At 38.1% G+C, this 21,561-nt stretch carries 27 protein-coding genes and 1 pseudogene; 8 read left to right on the plus strand and 20 right to left on the minus strand.

The features are described 5' to 3' along the window. Positions 1-5: 5 nt before the first annotated feature. From PDT38_RS03230 to PDT38_RS03275, 10 genes are all read right to left on the minus strand, one after another. The gene (locus tag PDT38_RS03230) at positions 6-629 is read right to left on the minus strand and encodes a lysophospholipid acyltransferase family protein (protein WP_270798984.1); all 624 of its coding nucleotides are present in this window, start codon (positions 627-629) and stop codon (positions 6-8) included. Positions 630-644: 15 nt separating this feature from the next. Further along, entirely contained in the window at positions 645-1,130 is a 486-nt protein-coding gene (locus tag PDT38_RS03235; protein WP_270800106.1) for a dihydrofolate reductase, read from the minus strand. Positions 1,131-1,315: 185 nt separating this feature from the next. After that, entirely contained in the window at positions 1,316-1,855 is a 540-nt protein-coding gene (locus PDT38_RS03240; protein ID WP_270798986.1) for a phosphatidylglycerophosphatase A family protein, read from the minus strand. Between the two features lie 16 nt (positions 1,856-1,871). Next, entirely contained in the window at positions 1,872-2,474 is a 603-nt protein-coding gene (locus PDT38_RS03245) for a YpjP family protein (protein ID WP_270798988.1), read from the minus strand. A 338-nt stretch (positions 2,475-2,812) separates the two neighbouring features. Continuing rightward, positions 2,813-3,592 carry a class I SAM-dependent methyltransferase gene (locus PDT38_RS03250; RefSeq protein WP_270798990.1) on the minus strand — a complete coding sequence of 260 codons (780 nt, stop codon included), beginning with the start codon at positions 3,590-3,592 and terminating at the stop codon, positions 2,813-2,815. A 36-nt stretch (positions 3,593-3,628) separates the two neighbouring features. After that, complete coding sequence (locus PDT38_RS03255; protein ID WP_270798991.1) at positions 3,629-4,063, minus strand: BrxA/BrxB family bacilliredoxin; 435 nt, start codon at positions 4,061-4,063, stop codon at positions 3,629-3,631. Positions 4,064-4,134: 71 nt separating this feature from the next. Further along, positions 4,135-5,811 (minus strand): dihydroxy-acid dehydratase, encoded by a 1,677-nt coding sequence (ilvD, locus tag PDT38_RS03260; RefSeq protein ID WP_270798992.1) that lies wholly within the window; start codon positions 5,809-5,811, stop codon positions 4,135-4,137. Positions 5,812-6,115: 304 nt separating this feature from the next. Further along, positions 6,116-7,240: a conserved virulence factor C family protein gene (locus PDT38_RS03265; protein ID WP_270798993.1), complete on the minus strand. Its 1,125-nt coding sequence runs from the start codon at positions 7,238-7,240 to the stop codon at positions 6,116-6,118. Between the two features lie 33 nt (positions 7,241-7,273). Beyond that, entirely contained in the window at positions 7,274-7,936 is a 663-nt protein-coding gene (locus tag PDT38_RS03270; RefSeq protein ID WP_270798994.1) for an HD domain-containing protein, read from the minus strand. 48 nt (positions 7,937-7,984) lie between these two features. Then, positions 7,985-9,664 carry a formate--tetrahydrofolate ligase gene (locus PDT38_RS03275; RefSeq protein ID WP_270798995.1) on the minus strand — a complete coding sequence of 560 codons (1,680 nt, stop codon included), beginning with the start codon at positions 9,662-9,664 and terminating at the stop codon, positions 7,985-7,987. A gap of 151 nt (positions 9,665-9,815) precedes the next feature. Between PDT38_RS03275 and metA the strand changes: the two genes are divergently transcribed. From metA to PDT38_RS03295, 3 genes are all read left to right on the plus strand, one after another. Next, positions 9,816-10,724: a homoserine O-acetyltransferase MetA gene (metA, locus tag PDT38_RS03280; RefSeq protein ID WP_270798997.1), complete on the plus strand. Its 909-nt coding sequence runs from the start codon at positions 9,816-9,818 to the stop codon at positions 10,722-10,724. A gap of 268 nt (positions 10,725-10,992) precedes the next feature. Continuing rightward, entirely contained in the window at positions 10,993-12,144 is a 1,152-nt protein-coding gene (locus tag PDT38_RS03285) for a diglucosyl diacylglycerol synthase (RefSeq protein ID WP_270798999.1), read from the plus strand. Positions 12,145-12,571: 427 nt separating this feature from the next. Then, positions 12,572-12,844, plus strand: coding sequence for a transposase (locus PDT38_RS03295; RefSeq protein WP_394356211.1), 273 nt, complete (start codon positions 12,572-12,574; stop codon positions 12,842-12,844). Between the two features lie 131 nt (positions 12,845-12,975). On the opposite strand, the gene PDT38_RS03300 is transcribed toward PDT38_RS03295, so the two are convergent. The 4 genes from PDT38_RS03300 to PDT38_RS03315 all read right to left on the minus strand — a co-directional run bounded on the left by PDT38_RS03300 (position 12,976) and on the right by PDT38_RS03315 (position 15,931). Continuing rightward, positions 12,976-13,665: an AIM24 family protein gene (locus PDT38_RS03300; RefSeq protein WP_270799000.1), complete on the minus strand. Its 690-nt coding sequence runs from the start codon at positions 13,663-13,665 to the stop codon at positions 12,976-12,978. Between the two features lie 922 nt (positions 13,666-14,587). Beyond that, positions 14,588-15,109: a permease gene (locus PDT38_RS03305; protein WP_172292840.1), complete on the minus strand. Its 522-nt coding sequence runs from the start codon at positions 15,107-15,109 to the stop codon at positions 14,588-14,590. Position 15,110: 1 nt separating this feature from the next. Continuing rightward, the gene (locus tag PDT38_RS03310) at positions 15,111-15,590 is read right to left on the minus strand and encodes a hypothetical protein (protein ID WP_270799003.1); all 480 of its coding nucleotides are present in this window, start codon (positions 15,588-15,590) and stop codon (positions 15,111-15,113) included. Continuing rightward, the gene (locus PDT38_RS03315; RefSeq protein WP_270799004.1) at positions 15,587-15,931 is read right to left on the minus strand and encodes a PadR family transcriptional regulator; all 345 of its coding nucleotides are present in this window, start codon (positions 15,929-15,931) and stop codon (positions 15,587-15,589) included. The genes PDT38_RS03310 and PDT38_RS03315 overlap by 4 nt, the downstream gene beginning before the upstream one ends. 465 nt (positions 15,932-16,396) lie before the next feature. Between PDT38_RS03315 and PDT38_RS03320 the strand changes: the two genes are divergently transcribed. Together PDT38_RS03320 and cspD are read left to right on the plus strand one after the other, a co-directional pair. Continuing rightward, positions 16,397-16,609, plus strand: coding sequence for a hypothetical protein (locus PDT38_RS03320; RefSeq protein WP_270799005.1), 213 nt, complete (start codon positions 16,397-16,399; stop codon positions 16,607-16,609). A 259-nt stretch (positions 16,610-16,868) separates the two neighbouring features. Beyond that, positions 16,869-17,069: a cold-shock protein CspD gene (gene cspD / locus PDT38_RS03325; protein WP_270799007.1), complete on the plus strand. Its 201-nt coding sequence runs from the start codon at positions 16,869-16,871 to the stop codon at positions 17,067-17,069. 55 nt (positions 17,070-17,124) lie between these two features. On the opposite strand, the gene PDT38_RS03330 is transcribed toward cspD, so the two are convergent. The 3 genes and pseudogenes from PDT38_RS03330 to PDT38_RS03340 form a co-directional block, all read right to left on the minus strand. Then, on the minus strand, positions 17,125-17,307 hold the full coding sequence (locus PDT38_RS03330) for a hypothetical protein (protein WP_270799008.1): 183 nt from the start codon (positions 17,305-17,307) through the stop codon (positions 17,125-17,127). A gap of 351 nt (positions 17,308-17,658) precedes the next feature. Next, the gene (locus tag PDT38_RS03335; protein ID WP_270799009.1) at positions 17,659-17,844 is read right to left on the minus strand and encodes a zinc-finger domain-containing protein; all 186 of its coding nucleotides are present in this window, start codon (positions 17,842-17,844) and stop codon (positions 17,659-17,661) included. Next, positions 17,814-18,519 (minus strand): annotated as a pseudogene (locus PDT38_RS03340) (reverse transcriptase-like protein). Before PDT38_RS03340 ends, PDT38_RS03335 begins: the two are co-directional and overlap by 31 nt. A gap of 70 nt (positions 18,520-18,589) precedes the next feature. On the opposite strand from PDT38_RS03340, the gene PDT38_RS03345 reads away from it, so the two are divergent. From PDT38_RS03345 to sspL, 3 genes are read left to right on the plus strand one after another with little or no spacing between them, the layout of a single operon-like run. After that, positions 18,590-19,291, plus strand: coding sequence for a queuosine precursor transporter (locus tag PDT38_RS03345; protein ID WP_270799010.1), 702 nt, complete (start codon positions 18,590-18,592; stop codon positions 19,289-19,291). Next, positions 19,281-19,679 carry a reverse transcriptase-like protein gene (locus PDT38_RS03350; RefSeq protein ID WP_270799012.1) on the plus strand — a complete coding sequence of 133 codons (399 nt, stop codon included), beginning with the start codon at positions 19,281-19,283 and terminating at the stop codon, positions 19,677-19,679. The genes PDT38_RS03345 and PDT38_RS03350 overlap by 11 nt, the downstream gene beginning before the upstream one ends. Before the next feature lie 42 nt (positions 19,680-19,721). Continuing rightward, entirely contained in the window at positions 19,722-19,859 is a 138-nt protein-coding gene (gene sspL / locus PDT38_RS03355) for a small, acid-soluble spore protein L (protein ID WP_270799014.1), read from the plus strand. Positions 19,860-19,870: 11 nt separating this feature from the next. Here the strand turns inward: sspL and PDT38_RS03360 are convergent, their stop codons facing one another. The 3 genes from PDT38_RS03360 to PDT38_RS03370 form a co-directional block, all read right to left on the minus strand. Then, entirely contained in the window at positions 19,871-20,758 is an 888-nt protein-coding gene (locus tag PDT38_RS03360; RefSeq protein WP_270799016.1) for a 5'-3' exonuclease, read from the minus strand. A 295-nt stretch (positions 20,759-21,053) separates the two neighbouring features. Then, complete coding sequence (locus PDT38_RS03365) at positions 21,054-21,200, minus strand: hypothetical protein (RefSeq protein WP_270799017.1); 147 nt, start codon at positions 21,198-21,200, stop codon at positions 21,054-21,056. A gap of 77 nt (positions 21,201-21,277) precedes the next feature. Continuing rightward, positions 21,278-21,535, minus strand: coding sequence for a DUF2533 family protein (locus tag PDT38_RS03370; protein ID WP_270799018.1), 258 nt, complete (start codon positions 21,533-21,535; stop codon positions 21,278-21,280). Positions 21,536-21,561 lie beyond the last annotated feature (26 nt).

A 21,561-nucleotide genomic window follows, 5' to 3' on the forward strand; every position in this document is an offset into this window, starting at 1 on the left:
CATCGCTATGCCTGAAACTGTTTTTTCTCCTTGCTAACATAAGCTGGATGGATCGTCAAATCAAGATCTACTGCTTTCAACCTTTTGAAAACGATCCCTTTTATCATCTCTTCTGTACCAGCAGTTTCTACCGGAACAATTGGAACATCAAACCTTCTTGATAATGAATGATAATCAATACCATCATCTTCGGAAAGAATGAAGCTTTGACCTTTACGGATGTATTCTTCTATTTGTTCGAGATTTGCTTTTTGATCTCCTCCCTTTTTAATGACACCCATTTTATTTAGCCATTGTCTGATCAAAGGATAGCGGAACACTCGGGGTTCTGCAAAAAAGGAAGCTGTCTTGTCAAGGTGACCTAAGATGAGCGCTAGATCTAATAGCTTAAGCTTTGGATGGACATAGATCACAGGACCTGCATCAAGTCTTCCATACTGATGAATGGATACAGTTGAACCAGTCAGTCCAATCCATTCCCTCATAAAGGCTTTCGGCTTATCATAGACAATTTCCATTTGCTTCACATAAGAAAGCCGAGGATCGAGGATTTGAAGCTCTCTTAGCAATCGTATATGCTTCACAAGCATATACGTCATATGACTTGTCAAAAAACAAAAGCGAAACATAAATATCTCTCCTCCCTATCCTTTTTTTTGATAAACGAGGAATTCATAGTTATAGGGATTTTTGTCATCCTTCAATCCTTTTCTTCTTGAAACCAGTTCCCACTCGTTCTCTGTAAATTCCGGAAAATAGCGGTCACCTTCAAACACCTCATCAATTTTTGTCATGTATAGTTTTTCGGCGTAGGGGAGTAACTCTCTGTAAAGTGTTGAACCTCCAATAACAAAGCACTCTTCCTTTTTGTTCGCAAATGTCACCACTTCCTGGACAGAATGCAAAATTTCACAGCCGGGAATGGTTATGTTTCGGTTTGAGGTCACTACAATATTCCTTCTGTTTGGCAAAGGTTTTCCAATTGACTCGAATGTTTTCCTTCCCATAATGACAGGATGCCCGCTCGTCACTTTTTTGAAATACTTCAAATCCTCGGGAAGATGCCATGGTAAATCATTGTTTTGACCGATCAAATTGTTTCGGTCCATAGCAAATATGAATGATATCATGTTCATGTTGCCTCCTCTAATTAATTCATCTATCTAAAACGTTTGTGAGCTTATTTTTATTGGAATTGAAAACGAGCAAATCCATCTACTATCAGACGAGGGAATTCCCGGATTCGTTTCATTTCTTTTTGGCATAAAAAAACCCGCTTAGCGGGTTTAGAATAACATATCAGCCTACAAATCGTCTATCCTTGGACATTTTGATGTTCCGTTTGTTCTTCCTTTTCTTCGTCTTCTAGATCCTGATACGTATGAGCGATCCGACTCGCTGCAGCTGCAGCAAGTGCTGCTACAATATCATCAAGGAATGTATGCACTTCATCATCAGAACAACAATCCAACGCTTTAATAATTCCGAATTTTTCTTTGTCAAGATAGCCAAAATTCGTTAACCCAATTGAACCATAAACATTTACAATGGAAAGCGGAATAATTTCATCAATTCCATAAAGTGGTTCATCCGTTTCAACCAAATATTGAAGCGGTTCAGGTAATAGTTTTTTCTCTGCGAGCTGATCAAGCGCAATACCTGTTAAAACAGCGTGAACGATTTCCCGTTTATTTAAAACCTTTTCAACATTCTCAATGCACACACTAAAAGGCAGATTAGGATGATACTTCTCCTGCAGTTTTTGAACGATGTGTGCAATATCTTCTACTGTTACACCCCGCTCATTGAGCATGTTTTTTGTCAAATGCACCATTTCATTCATCGTATATTTCATCTTTTACTCTTCTCCTTTAATGACTCATCCAATTAGGTGGCGTATTACGATCCCAATAAATATTTCCGAGATGATGATGTTTTTGAAATCCATCTTCTACAGAATGATAGTGAAAATTAAACCAGTAACCTTTAAGTGGTGGCTGATCCCTGCGAACATGAAATCTTAAGACATCTTCGCCAGTTATCCGGTTATACACATGAAAAATTTTCTCTGTTTTTCCTGATGTCGGTTTTTTCGTTATCGCAAGATCTTGATAAGCCTCATTATCCTTTAATGTCATCAGGTAGCTGGCGATGACCTCTTCAATTTTAGGAAGTACTTCTTCCCTGTACTCATCCTCAATCACAGGAGAAATCCTCTCCCCAAATTTTTCAAAAGACTGATTTTCTGCATCATAGAGTAAGCCATCTTTATATATCTCAAAAGAAGATTTAGAGCTCTTCTCCTTATCTGGCTCGGACTCTTTCCGATTCTGGTATCCGGTGGTATGCCCTGTTTGATGAATGCGTTGATGTTCTGGCGACTTGTCCATCATCAATGCTGCAGGAGGGGATACAAGCCCGAATGTCACAATTGTAAATAAGACAACTAGAGCTTTTCTCATCCACATCTTCATGACTGTTGGTTCCCTTCTGTTTTTACATTCTTTATCTCTTATTCTATCATATGTTGAATTTTCAGTCATTCAAAAGAGATGAGGGAATTACTAGAAAAAGAAAATACCACCTTGATAGACGAGATTAATCATACCAAATTTACATGAATGGAGAATTCATCTTTTCTTTTGGCAATAAAACGTTTACAATCAAAGATGAAAATTCCAAAACTAGGAGTGATCCTTTATGGTGGAAGGACTTTTTATTACTGCTTCATTGGTCAGCCTCGCTTATTTTATCATCATGGAAATTGCCGATTAAAAAACCTAAGGGTTTTAGGCCTTAGGTTTTGTTTTCATCAATCAGATTCAAGTTCGAGGACACCATAATGAAACAGAGCTGTTTTTCGCCTTTTCACGCGAAAGCCGTATGCCTCAAATCGCGGGCTTTTCCAGTGGTCTTTCAGGACCACTCTTTTTTTGGCTACCCGCAGTACTTCATCTATACATCCGGCAAACGAAAAATCAAACTTCGCTAGTTTCCTTAAAGGAGAGATACCGTCAGATTCTTTGATTCCTTCAGCAAACATCGGATCAAAATAAACGATATCCACAGAATGATCAGCAAGCTTTTTAAGGTGTTCAAAGCTGTCGCCTGACAGAACCTGAATCCTTTTCATCGCTTCATTCAATGGTGTGAGATCCGTCTCCCATGTTTTCAGTCCAGTCTCAACAAGAAAGGCAAGAAGCGGACTTTTTTCAATGCCGCAAACTGTTCCTTTTTCACCTGTCACTAGGCTGGCGATGATTGCATCTGAACCGAGGCCGAGCGTACAATCGAGCAACATGTCACCAGGTTTAAGCTGGGAGGCTTCAATAAACGGATCTGTCTCTCCTTTTAATAATCGCTTGGCACGGAACATCGCCGAATTTGGATGAAAAAAGAACTTTTCCCCATCCGTAAAATAAAGCTCAAATCGTTCTTTCCCGACCACAAGAACTTCATCCTGTTCCTTCAGCTGAATGAGATGAATCGGTCGTTTTCGCCGTTCGCAAAACCGAGCGTTGATTAACCTGCTGATTTTTTTTGCCGTAGCTACGGTGGCTTCGGTCGGTCTGTAGCTTGTTGTAATGATCATCTTTTTCTCCAAAAAAATGCCCGTTTCAAGGGGCATTTAACAATATTTTTTAAAAGCGGCTGTCAAGTTTTCCATAATATCCGTCATATCATGACCTTCAATTTCTTCACGCGGAATAAAATGAATAACCTCGCTTCCTTTCAGCAACGCCATAGAAGGTGAAGAAGACTCCAACCCTTTAAAATACTCTCTCATTTTTGCCGTAGCTTCACGATCTTGTCCAGCAAAAACCGTTACAGCATGATCAGGTCGATGGTCGCTTGACGCGATGGCTTGGACAGCTGCAGGTCTCGCTAGACCAGCTGCACATCCGCACACTGAATTGATAACAACAAGAGTTGTACCTTCTACAGTGTCCATGTAATGTTTCACTTCTTCTTCGGTTGTTAATTCTTTAAAGCCTGCTTGAACGAGTTCTTGGCGCATTGGCACAACAAGCTGGCGCATATATTCTTCATAAGCTGAAGACATAAAAAAAGCCCCCTCTGTTACCTTTATTCATTGATTTAAAGGATACTACAGAGAAAGGCAAATATCAAACACTAGATTTTCATCATTCCACCGGTATTCGCAGAAGTAACCAACTTCGAATATCGTGCCAAATAGCCTGTTTTCACTTTAGGTTCAAAACCGGGCCATTCTGCTTTTCTTTTTTCCCATTCATCTTCAGAAATCTCAATCTTCAGGACTCGCTTTTCAATATCAACCACAATATGATCGCCATTTTTCACAAAAGCAAGCGGCCCACCTTCAGCAGCTTCTGGTGAAACATGACCAATTGAAAGGCCTCGCGATGCACCTGAAAAACGCCCATCTGTAATCAAAGCAACTTTCGGGCCTAGTCCCATACCGACAATTTGCGAAGTAGGAGCTAGCATTTCAGGCATCCCAGGTCCACCCTTTGGTCCCTCATAACGAATGATCACAACATCACCGGCTTTGACTTTTCGATTAATGATACCATCAAGTGCTTCTTCCTGTGAGTCAAAAACAACAGCGGGACCTTCATGACGGGTAATGCCATCCTGAACACCTCCCGTTTTAATGATCGCTCCATCAGGCGCGAGGTTGCCGAATAATACGGCAAGTCCGCCCTGTTCTGAATACGGCTGATCGATCGGATGAATAACCTTGAAGTCTTTCACTTCATGACCAGCGATGTTTTCTCCAAGTGTTTTTCCGGACACCGTGATTGTATCCAGATGTAGTGCGCCTTCTTTTTTCGATAATTCATTTAAAACAGCTGATACACCACCAGCTTCATGCAAATCTTCAATGTACACATCTGATGCAGGTGCTAGTTTTGCTAAGTGCGGCACCCTTGCGGCAACATCATTTATCCGTTCAAGCGAGTATTCAACACCCGCTTCACCTGCAATTGCTAATGTATGAAGAATCGTATTTGTCGATCCACCTAGTGCCATATCTAATGCGAACGCATTATCAATCGCTTTTTCCGTGACAATGTCACGTGGTTTTAAATCTGAGCGGATTAGTTCCATCAACTGGTGGGCCGATTGTTTGGCAAACTCTTTTCTTTTAGGGGATGTTGCTAGAATGGTTCCATTGCCCGGAAGTGCGATTCCAAGGGCTTCGGAAAGGCAGTTCATTGAATTAGCTGTGAACATCCCTGAACAAGATCCACATGTTGGACAACCGAATTGTTCAAGTTCCTGCAATCCCTTTTCATCCATTTTCCCAGATTGATATGCTCCTACTCCTTCAAATACAGAAGAAAGAGAGATTTTTCGTCCATCACTTGTTCTTCCTGCTTCCATCGGACCCCCGCTGACAAAAATAGTTGGAATGTTGATTCGCATGGCTGCCATGATCATTCCCGGTGTGATTTTGTCACAGTTTGGTATACAAATCATTCCGTCAAACCAATGAGCTGATACCACCGTTTCAACCGAATCTGCGATCAGTTCCCGGCTTGGAAGAGAATATCTCATTCCGATATGGCCCATCGCAATTCCATCATCAACACCGATCGTATTAAATTCAAAAGGAACTCCGCCAGCTTCCCTGATGGCCTCTTTAACTATTTTCCCAAACTCCTGCAGATGCACATGTCCCGGTACAATATCAATATATGAGTTGCAAACAGCAATAAAAGGTTTCTCAAAATCCTCTTCTTTTACCCCTGCTGCTCGCAGTAAACTACGGTGTGGTGCTCTGTCAATCCCTTTTTTTATCATATCACTGCGTAATCCTGCCATGTTGAACCTCCTGAATTTCACCATTAGTCTTCATTTCCGTTTTACTGCTCATTTCGGAATCTCGATATTGTTTACTACTATATATATTTTCAAATTATTTTTCAACAATATTCTAAATATTTTTATAAAAAACGTTTTCAGAAAGGATTCTTTAATCTGTCAAGGTGTGAACTGACCTGATAGGCGTTATACACGATAAAAGTGAGGATATGATAGATGAGGCAATTTGAACGATTGAAGTAGAAGAAAAGGCGATTCATCACGCACCTATTATTAGATGGGGGATGAATCGCCAATTTCTGTTTTATTTTTTACGGCTTTCTGTCATTTGTTTCCACACAGATCCTTTTGCCTGTTCTCCATGTTCAATCCGTTCAATGGCCATTTTTATTTGTAGGCTGACTTCAAATTCCGGATCGTTTTCAACTTTTTTCAAAGCAGTGAGTGCACTTTCATCTCCAACCTCGTATAAAAACATTGCAGCTCTCCAACGCACCAGCTTATTTGGATCTTCCAAAGCTTTCACCATTGCCGGAATGGCTTCTGGATTTCCGATATCTGACAAACAGTCTCCCGCTGTCCTTCTTACCGTTATCGTCTTATCTTTTAAGGCTTGATATAAAAGTGGAAGAACCTCATGTGAATCAATCATGCCTAAATAAACAACGGCTTGCCGTCTAATTGATGTTTTTGGATCATGAATCGCTTTTTCTAGCACATCGATGTCTTCTTCTTTCGGATCCATCTGTTCCAGATGAGCATAGCGTTTTTGCCAATTTTCTTCATCAAGCATATCAAGTGTTACTTTGTAAGACTTTCTTTGCAGGGCACTGCTTTTGTTCTCTTGAGCAACAGATTCTGCTAGTCTTTGAAGGCGATTTTCGTCATAGGCGGCTTGAAGTTCTTCCGTTACTTCACGACCGATTTCAGTAAAATTACCGAACCTGACCCCTTGTTCCTTCCATGAGCGTTCAGACACGACATTAGGAGAGGTCGTTCTAAGTTTGAGAACGGCTTCTTGAAACCTCTCTGGTAACCCAAACCGTTCTTCTCGCTCACCATCAGTCAGTTTGACCTGCATTGGGATTCCGTTAAACATTTGCACAAAGACCTTGACTTCACCAAATGATTCACTTTCAACAGACGATTCTGGATTTGCTTCCTGACTTCCTGTCATTCCAAATGCGGAACGAACTGCGGGGAGGATGTCCTTCCAGTCAAATCTAGCATTGCGCTCAACTGCCAAAAAGTCTGCTACATGGTAAACCCCTTTTACACCATCTATTTTTAATATTTGCCGAATAACCGGAGGCGCATCTTCTGCCTGATCCTTTTTATAATTATTGCTTTTTCCGCTAGGTAGTTCTTTCGTCAAAATGACCTTCATGGTATTTGGACTCGGTGTCGGTTCAATAGACTTAATTTTCATGATCTTCCCCCTTTGTTAAACCCGAGTCTCATTTTACCATACTGCCTTTTTCTCATCTAACAATGCGGTTTGGACGGTACATGAGCATTCTTTTTTTAGTTCTTTCAGAAAAGCGACCATCAGATCATGCCTTCTTTCAGCAAGTTTTCTACCGGTTTTTGTATTCATCAAATCTTTTAAGTGAAGAAGCTTTTCATCAAAGTGGCCGACCGCTGAAGGAATGTTTTCAAATTCTCCTTCATGATACATCAAGTGACCTTTCGAACCTGCATACATAAAGGTCCGGGCAATTCCGATCGCACCGATCGCATCAAGACGGTCTGCATCCTGTACAACCATTCCTTCTTTTGAAAGTTTAACATCTTTATTTTTGTCTCTATTCCTGAACGAAATGTTTGTAATGATACTAAGGATTTTGTCGGCCTCGTCTTTTTCTATTTGCCATTCTGAAAACCGTTTGTTTAGTTCATCAACTGAAACCCGGTGCTTTTCTGACAGTTTCTCATCAATCATATCGTGTATAAGAGCAGCCGCTTCTGTCATAAACAGGTCTGCCTGTTCTTTTTTAGCAATTTCGATACTTAAAGAGCGCACTCTAGTAATATGAAGCCAATCATGTCCTGTCCCTTCATTTATCAGCTTCTCCCTTACCCACGTTGATATTTGGTTTAGCTGCCTTTCTTTTTGCTGATTCATGAAATGATGCCTCTCCCTTTCTTTAGTATGGAGGAAGTTGTCGAACTATTAAAATAATCCTTTTGCCTTGCCGTTTTCGTCGACATCCATGTTTAGGGCTGCGGGATGCTTAGGTAATCCTGGCATCGTTAAAATACTACCGGTTAAAGCGACGATAAATCCGGCACCCGCTGATGGTTTTAATTCACGGACAGTAATGAAAAAGCCTTTTGGTCGACCGATTTTTTCAGGATCGTCTGATAGAGAATATTGTGTTTTTGCAACACAAACAGGCAAGTCCCCTAATCCATTCTTTTCTAATTCAATAAGCTGCTTTTTCGCCTTTTCTGTCCATTTCACTCCTTCAGCTCCATAAACAGTACGAGAAATTTTCGTTAATTTCTCCTCGATAGAATCTGATAATTCATACAAATAGGAAAAATGGTTTTCTTTTTTCTCTATTACGTTGATGACTTTTTCGGCAAGGGCAAGCCCGCCTTTTCCTCCCTCTTCCCAAACATTGCACAATGCCACAGGATGACTGTGCTCCTCGCACCAATCAAGCACCGTTTCCAATTCTTCCTCAGCATCTTGTACAAACCTGTTGAGAGCAACAACATATGGAAGGCCGAATGCAGTAATCGTTTCAATATGTTTTGCAAGGTTTGCCATTCCAATTTTTACAGCGTCAATATTTTTTGTTTTTAAATCGCCGATATTTACACCACCATGCATTTTTAGCGCTCTGATTGTTGCGACAATCACAACTGCTCCAGGTGTAAATTGACCTGCTCTTGTTTTAATATGTAAAAATTTTTCCGCACCCAAATCAGCACCAAACCCAGCTTCAGTTACAACGTAGTCTGCCAGTTTTGTAGCTACTTTCGTCGCAATCAAACTGTTTGATCCATGAGCGATATTGGCAAATGGTCCACCATGAACGAGTGCTGGTGTTCCTTCAACGGTTTGTACAAGATTCGGTTTTAAAGCATCCTTTAAAAGCAGTGTAAGTGCTCCGTGAACCCCTAGCATTTCGACAGTTACTGGTTTTTGATCGACAGTAAAGCCAACAATCATAGCCGCAAGCCGTTTTTTTAAATCTTTTAAATCTGAGGCTAGACATAAAACAGCCATGATTTCAGATGCTACCGTAATATCAAAACCGTCCTCTCTCGGAAAACCATTCCCTTTACCACCCAATCCGATGACAGTTTCTCTTAATGCTCTATCATTCAAATCAAGTGTTCGTTTCCAAACCACTCTTCTGATATCAATGTTTAATTCATTTCCTTGATGAATATGATTGTCAATGAAAGCGGCCAAAGCGTTGTTCGCGCATGTAATAGCATGCATATCTCCTGTGAAGTGGAGATTGATGTCTTCCATTGGGAGAACTTGCGAATAACCCCCACCAGCTGCACCGCCTTTCATACCCATTGTCGGTCCAAGCGAAGGTTCTCTCAATGCAACAATCGTTTTTTCACCTGCTTTTGCCAGAGCTTGGCTCAATCCAACCGTAACCGTTGATTTTCCTTCTCCTGCAGGTGTCGGATTAATCGATGTCACTAAAATGACCTGTCCGTCGGGCTTGTCCTCCAAACGGTTAAGAATGTCTAAAGAAATTTTTGCTTTCGTGTGACCAAAACACTCTAATTCACCGTCATCTATAGAGAGTTGCTGGGCAACTTCAGTGATCGGTTTTAATTCAATTTTTTGAGCAATTTCAATGTCTGATAAGTGGGATTTCATAAACTAGAAGAGCCTCCTTTTCGTTCATCACAACATGGGTTTCCATTTTTTTCACATACTTCTTTTATTGTATCATAATTCACTCATTGAAATATCGTCAAAAAATTCCTATAATGAAGAAAAATCAGCGGAAAAAACCGGAGGTGGCGTGTTGCCTATCAACATCCCTATCGACTTGCCAGCTAGGCGAATTCTTGAAAGTGAAAATATTTTTGTCATGGATGAAAAACGGGCATTTCATCAAGATATTAGACCGTTAAATATTGTCATTCTTAACTTAATGCCGCAAAAAATCAGAACGGAAACACAGTTGTTAAGGCTGCTCGGAAATTCTCCTTTACAGGTATACTTCACTTTTTTAATTCCGGCTACACATGCACCTAAAAACACAGCACGGCAGCATTTAGAACAATTTTACACAACTTTTTCGGCGATTAAAGACAGAAAGTTTGACGGTATGATTATTACCGGGGCGCCGATCGAACATTTACCTTATGAAAATGTTTCGTATTGGAATGAACTCAAGGAGATTTTCGACTGGAGCAAAACACATGTCACATCAACACTGCACATTTGCTGGGGAGCTCAAGCAGGACTATACCATCATTACGGGATTCGTAAAGCAAAATTGTCGAAAAAACTGTTTGGAGTGTTTGAACACAAATTATTACAGAAAAACGAGCGTCTAGTTAGAGGATTTGAAGAATTCTACTATGTACCACATTCCAGACATACAGATATTAACATAGATGATTTAAAAGCAATCTCTCAATTAAAAGTACTGAGCGTTTCTGAAGATGCTGGAGTATGTTTGATTGTTTCAAAAGATGAAAAGCAAATTTTTTTGACTGGACATCCAGAGTATGATACAGATACTCTTAAAGAAGAGTATGAAAGAGATTTAGCAAAAAACATCGAGATTGACCCACCGCTGAATTATTTTAAAGACATAGGTGGTAGAGCTTTACCTATCAACCGTTGGAAAGCACATGCTACTCTTTTGTTCATGAATTGGTTAAATTATTATGTTTACCAAGAAACTCCATACGAATGGAAATGAATTTTCGTACTCTAGTCTGATGCAAGACGGACAAAATGTGATAAAATACTGTTTGGGTCAGTATTTTAAAAAGTTTCTTCACATCATAAAAGTTTTCATGAAGCAGATACCGTCTGGTGCCCTTCTGTTGTAAAAACTTTAAAAATACCTTAAATTTTTTGTTCTTCATTTATAAAAAAATAATATTTTATGGTATGGTATGTGTTGGGATTGACTCTGTTTTTTACTAATTAGCTCTTGTTGTTTGAATTAATTGAGGTGAATATGTTTGAATATCAACAAAAATATATTAATACTGACTGCAAATTATGGAAATGGCCATGTTCAGGTAGCCAAAACTCTTTATAAAGAGTGTGAACGGCTAGGTTTTAAGAATGTCACTGTTTCAAATTTGTATCAAGAATCAAATCCTGTTGTATCTGAGATTACACAATTTCTTTATTTAAAAAGTTTTTCTATCGGAAAGCAGTTTTATCGTCTCTTTTATTATGGAGTTGATAAAATATACAATAAAAGAAAGTTTAATATTTATTTTAAGATGGGAAATAAACGGCTTGACCAACTTGTTAAACAACATAAACCAGATATCATCATCAATACGTTCCCAATGATTGTCGTACCTGAGTATAGACGAAGAATGGGAAAAGTGATTCCGACTTTTAACGTAATGACTGATTTCTGCCTGCATAAAATTTGGGTTCACGAGCACATTGATAAATACTATGTCGCAACTGACTACGTTAAAGAAAAGCTTGTGGAGATAGGCACACATCCTAACAATGTGAAAATTACCGGTATCCCAATTCGCCGTCAATTTGAAGAAGACATCGATACAGAAGAGATATACGCAAAATATCAACTTTCAAAAGATAAAAAGGTTTTATTGATTATGGCTGGTGCGCATGGTGTTCTTAAGAATGTAAAGGAACTGTGCGAGTCTCTCGTTAAAAAAGACGATGTCCAAGTCATCGTTGTCTGTGGAAAAAATGTTGTATTAAAAAATTCATTAGAAGAACTTGAAGCTGTACACCCACATAAACTAAAAACATTTGGGTATATTGAAAAAATTGACGAGTTATTTAGAGTAACGGACTGTATGATTACAAAACCTGGTGGAATCACTCTTACAGAGGCAACTGCTATCGGTGTTCCAGTGATTCTGTATAAACCAGTACCAGGACAAGAAAAAGAGAATGCCTTATTCTTTGAAGAAAAAGGTGCTGCGATTGTCATCAATCGGCACGAGGAAATTCTTGAATCCGTCTCATCCCTTTTGGCTGATGAACAAAGGTTAAATCAAATGAAACAAAATATAAAAAGCCTTCACCTCTCTCAGTCATCAGAAGTCATTCTTAAAGATATTGTTGAACAGTCTGAATTGATCATGAATAAGAAACAGACTGTAGGAGCCTTTTCTTAAATTATTGCAAAAAGGGGGTGTCCAGAAAGTCAGCTAAAGCTGACTTTCTAACAGCCTTTTTAAAAAAATACAAAAAAATCGTCCTTTTAGTAAAATGAAGTTACCAGACAACATTTACGAAAGGACGATTTTTTTGTGCCATCATGATAACACTTCTGTCAGAAACAAAGGAAAAAAAGAAACCCACAAGACCATTAGCCCCTACTTTCAAACTTTATGACAATCGCCAAATTCAAGTGATTTATGATCTTGAACAACTCATTCCAGAACATCATGTGGCACGTGTGGTAGACGAAATGGTCGAAGCTCCTTTCATCCGAAAATGATGCTTAAAATCATCTTATTTGGTTATTCCCAAAAAGTCTATTCTTGTTGAGGAATTGAGAAATGAATAAAAGAAAACATCTCTGCCATGTGGTTGGTTGCCATGCAACAACCCGATTTTCGGACAATCAATGAGTTCCGTGGTGTACGAAAGCAAAAAGAAATCGTCAAGTTGGATTCAATCTTCGAAGAAATGAAAGCGAAGGCAAATGCAGCCCTTGAATGTGAAGAGAAAGCCGCCATCTATACACGACGAAAAGTTGAGGTAGAAAGCGTGTTCGGTCATATCAAGGGCAATCGGTCGCTCCGCAGTTTTTCTTTGGGAGGGATCGAGTTTCGGATTGTGGCATTAGCCCACAACATACTGAAAGTCTGAAAGTAGCAGGCATCCGCCAGCTCCTTTTTGAGAAAAAACGAAACAAAAAATTAGCAAGTGGAGAAACACTGCTCATGTTTCTTCACTTGCTTTATTTTTTGGACTTATTGGACAGCCCTTTCTATTGTTCATTAAGATTGATTTAAATAGACCTCTTCAACTGGCTGAACAATAACAAACCCGTTTCCAGAAAACTTCATTTGAATCGATTCACCACTTCCCCTGCCGATCAATGTTTTAAAAGAAACATCTGTGACAAATTCAGGCTGAAGATCTCCTGACCAGGCTACGGTTGCGTTTGGATCAGTATAAACAGGACTTTCCGGTGTAACGATTAATGTAAGTGGATCATAATGGGTGGTAATAGCCGCCATACCTGTGCCATCAAGCTTGATATTAAACAAACCGCCAGCAATCATTCCAGAAATTTTTTTCATCATTTTAATATCCCAGTTTAGTCCAGTCTCAAATGCCAATAAATCATTTCCATTTATAAATATAGAATCATGATTAAGATTTAAAATTGATATCTTCTTACCTTGATCTGCAATATAGAGCTTACCGGTTCCCTCAGCTTTCATAAGTGCTGTACCTTCACCGCTGAGGGCTTTTTTCATCATTCGGCCCAATCCGTGTTCAAATACACCTTCACGTTTAAACTTAATTTGTCCTCTATAGGAAATCATTGAGCCGGCCTTGGCCCATATTTTTCCATTCAAATTGATTTCAAGGAGGCGGGGGGTTTCCAATTCAAACAACCCTTCTCCTTTATCCTGTTGCTGTGTTTTATTCACAAATTCGTTAATTGAATATCGATTCATTTTCAACACTCCTACATATTCATTTACTTTTATTAAGATTAAGCGAAATGCTCTATGGAAATCATTGACAAACACCCTAGAAATGCTGATATACCAATAATTTTAGATTTTTTGTTTTTACTCTGCTTTGTAGATATATGAGGTTTTGGGGGGATATTTAAACCAAGTGGATAGGTGCTCACCTCAATTATTGATATAATTAAATTTAACAACACACAATAGGGACGTGGAAAAATGAGCATCAACAAAATCAGATCAGCACTGTATAAGTTAGCTGAAATTTCAGGAGATGTCAATGCGGTTAAAAAATGTAAAGTGGAGAGATCACCCAGCGTACTGCTGGTAAAACGAATCAAGTAACCAACGGTTTTATCACTATTTAGAAATCCCCCTCATTTGCTTTAATTGTAAATGAGCGTTTTTAACAAATGGGGGGTTATTATGGTTTTATTTATGGGTTTCTTAACAATTTTTTCAGTTTTAGGTTTAATTCTAGCAGAGTCAGAGGTAAGGGAAAAATAATAACTCCTATGTTTGTATTGGCTGTAATCGGTTTCTGTTATATGGGGTCACCTGTACATAATGAGCAAACAAGCACTAACAATCAAGATACTTTATCATCTTTAACCGATACCACTTCATTAGCTGAGAATAAAGACGAAAAAGAACTAAATTCTGATGACACCATAAATCACAAAGTTATTTGGTTGTAAAATAGGATCTTGAATCAGGGGATGATAGGTGTTCATTTCATTATGATCTGTAGTCTACTTGACCTTAAAAAATCTGTCCAACTAAGTGTAGCCTATTCAACCCAAATTATTAAGACCTAAAGGAATAACAAATAACATTAATAATGATTTTAGATGTAGCTTTCTTCTTTCTCGTATTGTTCAGTAAGTGAAGTCTACACGACTATAAACTACACTGATAAATTTTGCTCAATTGTAACTTCTTTTTGTTGCTTCGTTTCCATCCAAATACCCGCCACATAAAAAAACAATAAGCCAAAGCTAACGTGTATAATCGTGAACAAAAAACCTAGTGAAACCGATTCATAGATAACAATTGGAAGCTTTGCAACAGTCCAAACCCCTAAAAAGAAAACAACATTTCGTAATAGAGCGCCGTTTTTCATTAAAATCGCAGCAATCGGAAAAGCCACATATAACGGTCCTGCTGCGACACCACCTAGTAATAAAGCGATCATTGGTCCACGAAATCCAGAGCCTTTACCAACATACTTCATCATTGTCTCCTTTGGAACCCACGTATCTAACAAACCTATTAAAATTAAAATAGGTGGTAGAAGTGAAAGCATATCGAGAATACTATTTCCAGTTATCGTTATGGCCTTTAATCCCTTACTATTATTTAAGAAAAATAACCCTAATGTTACAAAAACCATGATAAGAAACAATCGGTATTGTTCAATCCATTTCATATTAATACACCATCCATATAATTACAGTAAATAAAATACACATCATAAGTGCTGCGCCATTTCTCGCATAAGCAAACATAGGACCAAACATTTTACGCTCCATTGGTAATGACACAAGACCCACACTCATTAAAGCAGCCACAAACATGGCCACTTGTGTAAGACCAGCTCCATTATTTAGCAATGTTTCACCTAATGGAAAAACAACAAAGCTTGGAATAAGGGCGAGAGAACCGATGATCATAGCAATAATGACACCTAAAAAGCCTGATTGTTGACCTAGAAGCTTTGATATGAGCTCAGGAGTTAAAACAGCTAGGGAAACACCAACTAAAAGCATAATAAACAAAATCTCTGGTAAAAGCTTTTGAAAGGTGTTCCATGCTTTTTTCAAAGATACATATGTATTTTCTTTACTCTTCTTAAACGACACAAGCAAGCCAATAAGAGAAATACTATATAAAACAATACCAATGATCACTGTTCATCCTCCATTAATTGTTTATAGTGAGTTAAAAACAAATCAAAGTTCCTTTGCCTTTTAACAATATCGTCGTAAAACTCTGACAGCTGCGCTCGACCTAAAGCATTAAGCTTATACCATTTTCTTGGCTGTCCCTCTTCAACTGTCTCCCAATAAGAGCTGATTGCTCCTTCTTTTTCTAATTTGTTTAACGTTCGATACAAGATTGCACTATCGATAGTATTCGCATAAAGTCTTTCTTCACACATTTTTAGAAGTTGTCCGCCATAATTCGGTGATTCCGCTAAAAAAAGGAGTATAAACGCAGCAGTGTGACGTCCTGATTTAAATTTTTTCAATTTTTATCCCCCTTTCGCTGTTAATAATAGTATACTGTCATTAACAGTATACTGTTTATATTTAAATTATTCAATTTTTTGTTTAAAACCATATGAAATAGTTTGTGCAACCAGACAAAAAATCTCTTTGTATAAATTACCATTCGCGTATTGCATTTGACCTTTGACTTTCAATTACCTACATCATTTTTTTATGTAATTTTTAAAATTTCCAGTAAATGTACGGCGTTGTCTTTTGGTCATGTAGATTCTCCTCACTATATGATCTGTAGTCTACTTGACCTTAAAAAATCTGTCCAACTAAGTGTAGCCTATTTATGATTCTAATGGTCGAGCTATTCGAGATGTTGATTTTACGAACCACGGAAATGCGAAACAACATCCAGATTGGCCACACGAACACATATTTGAATGGAATGAAGATGGTAAATTTAAACGCATACCATAAAAAAGGAGAGTTTTATAATGAATATTGAAGAGTTTAAAGAAAGAATTGAAATGGGTGAAGAATTTCAGTTCTACTATCTGGATGAGAGTTATTGGATAAGCCAGAACGAAAAAGGTCTGTATTTGACAAGAGAAAGCGACAATAATTCCCAATCTTTCAGAACAACAGATGAGCTTTTCGAAAGAGCAGAAATAGCTAAAAAAAAATTAATGATATTTGGGATGAAATAGATGTCTAATAAGGAGCAGGCATAGCGCCTGCCCTTTTTAAATTACTTTAATTAACATAAAAACGTTTCATTTTTCGGAATTAACGAAAGCGATTACAAAAAAACACCTTAAAAAGGCAATAAAGTTCATTTTTTTCTCTTGACAACTTGACTCGTCACTACAAATGGTGTATAGTGAAACCATCATTTAGCATACTATTGTTAGATGATGAAAATTTTTTTTAGCACTTTGTGCTACAGTACTAGGAGGATTAAGCAATATGCAAAACGGTAAAGTAAAATGGTTTAACAATGAAAAAGGCTTCGGCTTCATTGAAGTTGAAGGCGGAGACGATGTATTCGTTCATTTCACTGCTATTGAAGGTGACGGATACAAATCTTTAGAAGAAGGACAAGAAGTTTCTTTCGAAATTGTTGAAGGTAATCGTGGACCTCAAGCATCTAACGTTACAAAGATTTAACAGAACGAAGAAAAAAATGAGATTTCAAATAGAGGAGAGGCTAATGTAGCCTCTCCTATTTGGTTTTGAGCTGAAATTCGACAGCTAATATATTCTGTTTTAGTCTCTGTCCCATTTCATCAATATTCTTTTCCAAAGATGGCCGCCCTTTTTTGGCGATTTTAACCAATTGATCTAAATCTCTATATACTTCTTCAAATGTCTTCTGGAGAACAGTTTTTAATTCATCTTCTTCCAAAATCTTCTTACCCCCTTACTGAAGATACCTAAAATAGTAATAAAGGCTTATATTTTTTCAGGTTCAATAGTTATATCGGATTATTTTTTATATATTTTTCTTTTTTTGCATATAAATTTAATTGTCATGAAGAAGCATTATTGGTGGAGGTGTGGGGTCATGCTATCAAACCATCCTGATCAGGATTTAATCAGCGAAAACAGCTTGAACTACTTTGCTAAATCAGCTGACCAAACGATTCAAGATGCTAGAGACTGATCTGAAAGCCATCAGTTGCAAACTTTTGATGAAGACTTTGTAAAACAGCGTTGTCACAGTTACAAAAACTAAAAAAACCGCAGTTCGCGGTTTTTAGTTTTTATTCATTAACACTTCACCAAAAGTACGGAGTTTTTCACCAACTGTACATTTTGTGATACAGAACGTATGAGCATATGTTTTTCCGTGTTCTTTTCGGAAGTGTTTCTTAATAAAACACCCTTCACAGTAGCTGTCTTGTAAGTCTGTTAATTCTTTAAAGATCTCCTTCTTATCCAAAAGTTTTCATCTCCGTTATTGATCTAATTTAACACTACTTTCTACCAATTTATGCTCGAAAATTTTCCTAGCAAGTTGATCGGCTTCTTTATTTTCGCTACGGCTGATTTGTATATAGGTTGGCGAAAGTTTCAATTGTTGCAGCTGTCGTTCAATTTTATCCAACCAGTTTGTGTGGATAGGATCATAACAAGGCCAGTTTCCCTCCAACTGATTTAATACGACAAGCGAGTCACCTTTAATAACAACTGAGTTTCGGCCTGCTCCAAGATCTCTTAACTCATTTAACGCTTCATAAAGTGCAGCGTATTCAGCTTCATTATTAGTTGTCAGGCGAAAGCTCTTGTTTTTTCTTAAACGATATCTTTCCCCGTTAAGAGAATAATAAATGACAATACCTAAACCTGCAAGTTGACTCTCTTTATCATAGCTTCCGTCAAAAAATACTGTGATTTCATCTGGTTCGTGTGCTAACTCTTCCTTCAGTTTTTCCAGTTCTTTCAGTGTCCAGATGCTACCTTTCTCATCCTCAAACTCAAGCTCATGAATATACGGACTCCGAGAAAGCTCACGACCTATTATGACGGTTTCATTTGTTTCTAGCCAATCATCCGCCGTAAAATGAACATTTGGCGTTGCCTTCATATTGATTTTCATTCTGATTCTAAGCTTCATAACATCACCTTTATTATGCTATAATCAAATCGGTCTTGACTCAGTTTATTTTAGAAAGGAAGTAGCTTTTTTGTTTAACGAAATACTGTGGGTTAGTTTAGCGATTATCGTTTTTATCATTGTTCTTTTCTTTTTCAAGCAGTTTGGCAAAACCGGCTTATTCGTCTGGATTGGATTTGCAACTGTTGCAGCTAATCTTGAGGTCGGTAAAACGGTCGAGATTTTCGGCTTAACATCAACGCTTGGTAATATTATGTACGGCAGCGTTTTTTTTGCAACAGATGTCATAAATGAAAGATATGGAAAAAAAGATGCAAAAAAGGCTGTCTCACTTGGTTTTTTCATTCTAATTAGTTTGACTGCCGTTATGCAGGGCGCCCTTCTGTTTAAACCTCATCCGTCAGATATTGCACAACCGGCTTTGGAAACGATTTTTGGTTTTATGCCGCGCATCGTCCTTGGTAGCCTGCTTGCCTATATCATCAGCCAAACAGTTGATGTTTATGTATATTCTTGGATTAGACGATTATTTCCTTCAGATCGTGCACTTTGGCTACGTAATAATGGTAGCACGGCTGTCAGTCAGATTTTCGATACGCTGATTTTTACAAGTGTTGCATTTTTAGGAACATACCCATTTGCTATATGGATCGAGATTTTTATCACAACATATGTATTTAAATTTGTTGTGGCCCTTTTTGCAACTCCATATGCATATTTGGCTAAAAGAATGACACCACTGGATGAAAGGAGTGAAAGGGATGCCGCTTGAAGTCTATATTGATGGAGCAAGCTCTGGTGATCCCGGTCTGAGCGGACTTGGTATTTTTATTAAAAATGGAGAAAAATCAGAGTCTTTTTCCATTCCTGCTGGTCGTCTAAGTAACCATGAAGCTGAATTCTCGGCACTGATTCAGGGTATGAAGCTTTGCATTGAAAGGGATTATCCCATTGTTTCATTTCGTACCGATTCCGAAATCGTTGAACGCGCAACAGATTTAGAATTTGTCAAAAATCAAACATTTAAGCCATATCTAGAAGAGATTATCAGCTTAAAGAAAGCTTTTGAATTATTCTTTATTAAGTGGATTCCCTCAAAAGAAAACCAAGTAGCCGATAAGTTGGCTAAAAAAGCAATTTTACTAAATCATCCAGAGTAAAGTTACCCTGATTGGTTCATGATAAAGTATGAGGTGATACATGTGGAAAAACAACAACCTACTGGCAAAGGTCGTCTGACCGGCGGTGTGACACCACAGGGAGAAATATACATGAACGAACATAAAGATCCGAAAACCGAACTTGAAAACCGAGCCAAAAAAAGCAATACAAAACGTTAGAGAGATCGATATTAGCCGATCTCTCTTCTTTTCATTTGCAATAGCAGTGGTTCAATTCCTCTGATCTGATGCAGTTTTAACATTTTTCCAGCCCTGTCATGTGATAATTCAAAAAGCGCCTCTTCCAATGAAAAAGAAACTGGAACATCACATTTGATTTCAGCGAGTATTCTAGATAGTTTTAAATCTTCAAGGTTTTCGGTGATTTTCTTTTGTTGAGCTTTTGTTAACTGATCAATATTCTCAAGCAGCTGTTCAATCGTTGAATATTCTTTGATCAGTTTATAGGCTGTTTTTTCACCAATTCCTTTAACACCTGGATAATTATCGCTCGTATCCCCCATTAATGCTTTCACATCAATTAAGGCTGCTGGCTGGATTCCTGTTTCTTCTGTAAATATTTCCTTTGTATACAGCTTATAATTGCCGATCCCTTTTTGCATCAGTGCAACTTGAACAGCATCAGTCAAAAGTTGAAGTAAATCTTTATCACCGGTAACGACTGTAATGTCCGCTTCATCTTTACATAATAATGCAAGCGTACCGATACAATCATCCGCCTCAAATCCAGTCATCCCAATATTCGTAATACCTAACTCTGATGCAGCTTTTTTCGCAAGATCAAATTGAGGAATTAATTCAAGTGGTGGCTCGCCACGGTTTGCTTTATAATTCTGATATAGATCATTACGATAGGTCTTTTTACCCATATCCCAACAACATACAATATGACTTGGTTCAAAAACGGTGATGGCAGTCAGCAAATGTTTCATAAAACCGTGAACCCCATTTGTGGGAACCCCTTGATCATTAATCATAAAATTGCGGTGCACTGCCGTCGCGTAAAACGAGCGGAACAGTAGAGCCATCCCGTCAACTAGTAGCAAATTCTTTTTCATCTAAGAAACTTCCTTTCATCTCATCCATACAATGCACCTATTGTATCACAGGTAAAAAATGATGAAAATAGCGAAACAGACACACGCTTCCCCCCTGCTCTCCAAGATCAGCTTCTAAACGAACCTTATTCAATCGAGTTGATCGACTAATTCTAAAGCGGTGTAGTCCGCTAATACCAGGGTCATTTATTTTAAGTCAGTCTCAAGTATCGATAACCATATTGCACAAATTCATAAAAAGATAAACAGCTTGTCGATCAAAGCCAGGTTTATGACTTTGTCAACAAGCTGTTTTTTATTGTTGTTTTTTCTTACTTGAGATCATTTTCGCTGCTTCCATTTGTGCATAGGATTCAGTGGAAAACTCCGTGTTAAAACCATTTTTCTGTTTAGCATTATTATTTCGCTGAGCATTTGCATTACCAAGTTTCGTTCTTCCCATTATCCTTCACCTCCTATGGGGGGTCAGGCATATTTTTTACATAAAACCCTGAAATGACTCACGGAAGGATCAACCAGCTAGACTCGGTTGACATATTCGATCACCATTTCTTTAGTAACAAGCCGCCGCTTTGGGACAATTCCTTTTGCAGCTAGCTCATTCATCTTCTGTGTAATGTGATTGATTCCGTCTGTTGTAAATAATTCATTTCTTTTACACTTTGCTACAACTTCTTCAATTGCAGCTTCTCTCGCCTCTTCCAACTTGAGAAACTCTTGAATATGTTGGTGCTGTTTTTTCGAATGTGCAGTAATCGCTTCATGAACGTTTGTCATCTTCGCTTCTTAAACCCCTTCTTTTT

The sequence above is a fragment of the Bacillus changyiensis genome (assembly GCF_027706145.1).
Classification (GTDB): domain Bacteria; phylum Bacillota; class Bacilli; order Bacillales; family Bacillaceae; genus Bacillus; species Bacillus changyiensis.

Excerpts from the sequence above, each read along its gene's own strand:
- PDT38_RS03320 (WP_270799005.1), top strand. The coding sequence starts at position 16,397 with ATGAATATTGAAGAGTTTAAAGAAAGAATTGAAATGGGTGAAGAATTT.
- PDT38_RS03305 (WP_172292840.1), bottom strand. The coding sequence starts at position 15,109 with ATGAAATGGATTGAACAATACCGATTGTTTCTTATCATGGTTTTTGTA.
- PDT38_RS03300 (WP_270799000.1), bottom strand. The coding sequence starts at position 13,665 with ATGAATCGATATTCAATTAACGAATTTGTGAATAAAACACAGCAACAG.
- PDT38_RS03235 (WP_270800106.1), bottom strand. The coding sequence starts at position 1,130 with ATGATATCATTCATATTTGCTATGGACCGAAACAATTTGATCGGTCAA.
- PDT38_RS03370 (WP_270799018.1), bottom strand. The coding sequence starts at position 21,535 with ATGACAAACGTTCATGAAGCGATTACTGCACATTCGAAAAAACAGCAC.
- PDT38_RS03250 (WP_270798990.1), bottom strand. The coding sequence starts at position 3,592 with ATGATCATTACAACAAGCTACAGACCGACCGAAGCCACCGTAGCTACG.
- PDT38_RS03255 (WP_270798991.1), bottom strand. The coding sequence starts at position 4,063 with ATGTCTTCAGCTTATGAAGAATATATGCGCCAGCTTGTTGTGCCAATG.
- PDT38_RS03265 (WP_270798993.1), bottom strand. The coding sequence starts at position 7,240 with ATGAAAATTAAGTCTATTGAACCGACACCGAGTCCAAATACCATGAAG.
- PDT38_RS03245 (WP_270798988.1), bottom strand. The coding sequence starts at position 2,474 with ATGAAGATGTGGATGAGAAAAGCTCTAGTTGTCTTATTTACAATTGTG.
- PDT38_RS03365 (WP_270799017.1), bottom strand. The coding sequence starts at position 21,200 with ATGGGAAGAACGAAACTTGGTAATGCAAATGCTCAGCGAAATAATAAT.
- PDT38_RS03240 (WP_270798986.1), bottom strand. The coding sequence starts at position 1,855 with ATGAAATATACGATGAATGAAATGGTGCATTTGACAAAAAACATGCTC.
- cspD (WP_270799007.1), top strand. The coding sequence starts at position 16,869 with ATGCAAAACGGTAAAGTAAAATGGTTTAACAATGAAAAAGGCTTCGGC.
- PDT38_RS03275 (WP_270798995.1), bottom strand. The coding sequence starts at position 9,664 with ATGAAATCCCACTTATCAGACATTGAAATTGCTCAAAAAATTGAATTA.
- PDT38_RS03230 (WP_270798984.1), bottom strand. The coding sequence starts at position 629 with ATGTTTCGCTTTTGTTTTTTGACAAGTCATATGACGTATATGCTTGTG.
- PDT38_RS03270 (WP_270798994.1), bottom strand. The coding sequence starts at position 7,936 with ATGAATCAGCAAAAAGAAAGGCAGCTAAACCAAATATCAACGTGGGTA.
- PDT38_RS03360 (WP_270799016.1), bottom strand. The coding sequence starts at position 20,758 with ATGAAAAAGAATTTGCTACTAGTTGACGGGATGGCTCTACTGTTCCGC.
- PDT38_RS03350 (WP_270799012.1), top strand. The coding sequence starts at position 19,281 with ATGCCGCTTGAAGTCTATATTGATGGAGCAAGCTCTGGTGATCCCGGT.
- PDT38_RS03295 (WP_394356211.1), top strand. The coding sequence starts at position 12,572 with ATGCAACAACCCGATTTTCGGACAATCAATGAGTTCCGTGGTGTACGA.
- ilvD (WP_270798992.1), bottom strand. The coding sequence starts at position 5,811 with ATGGCAGGATTACGCAGTGATATGATAAAAAAAGGGATTGACAGAGCA.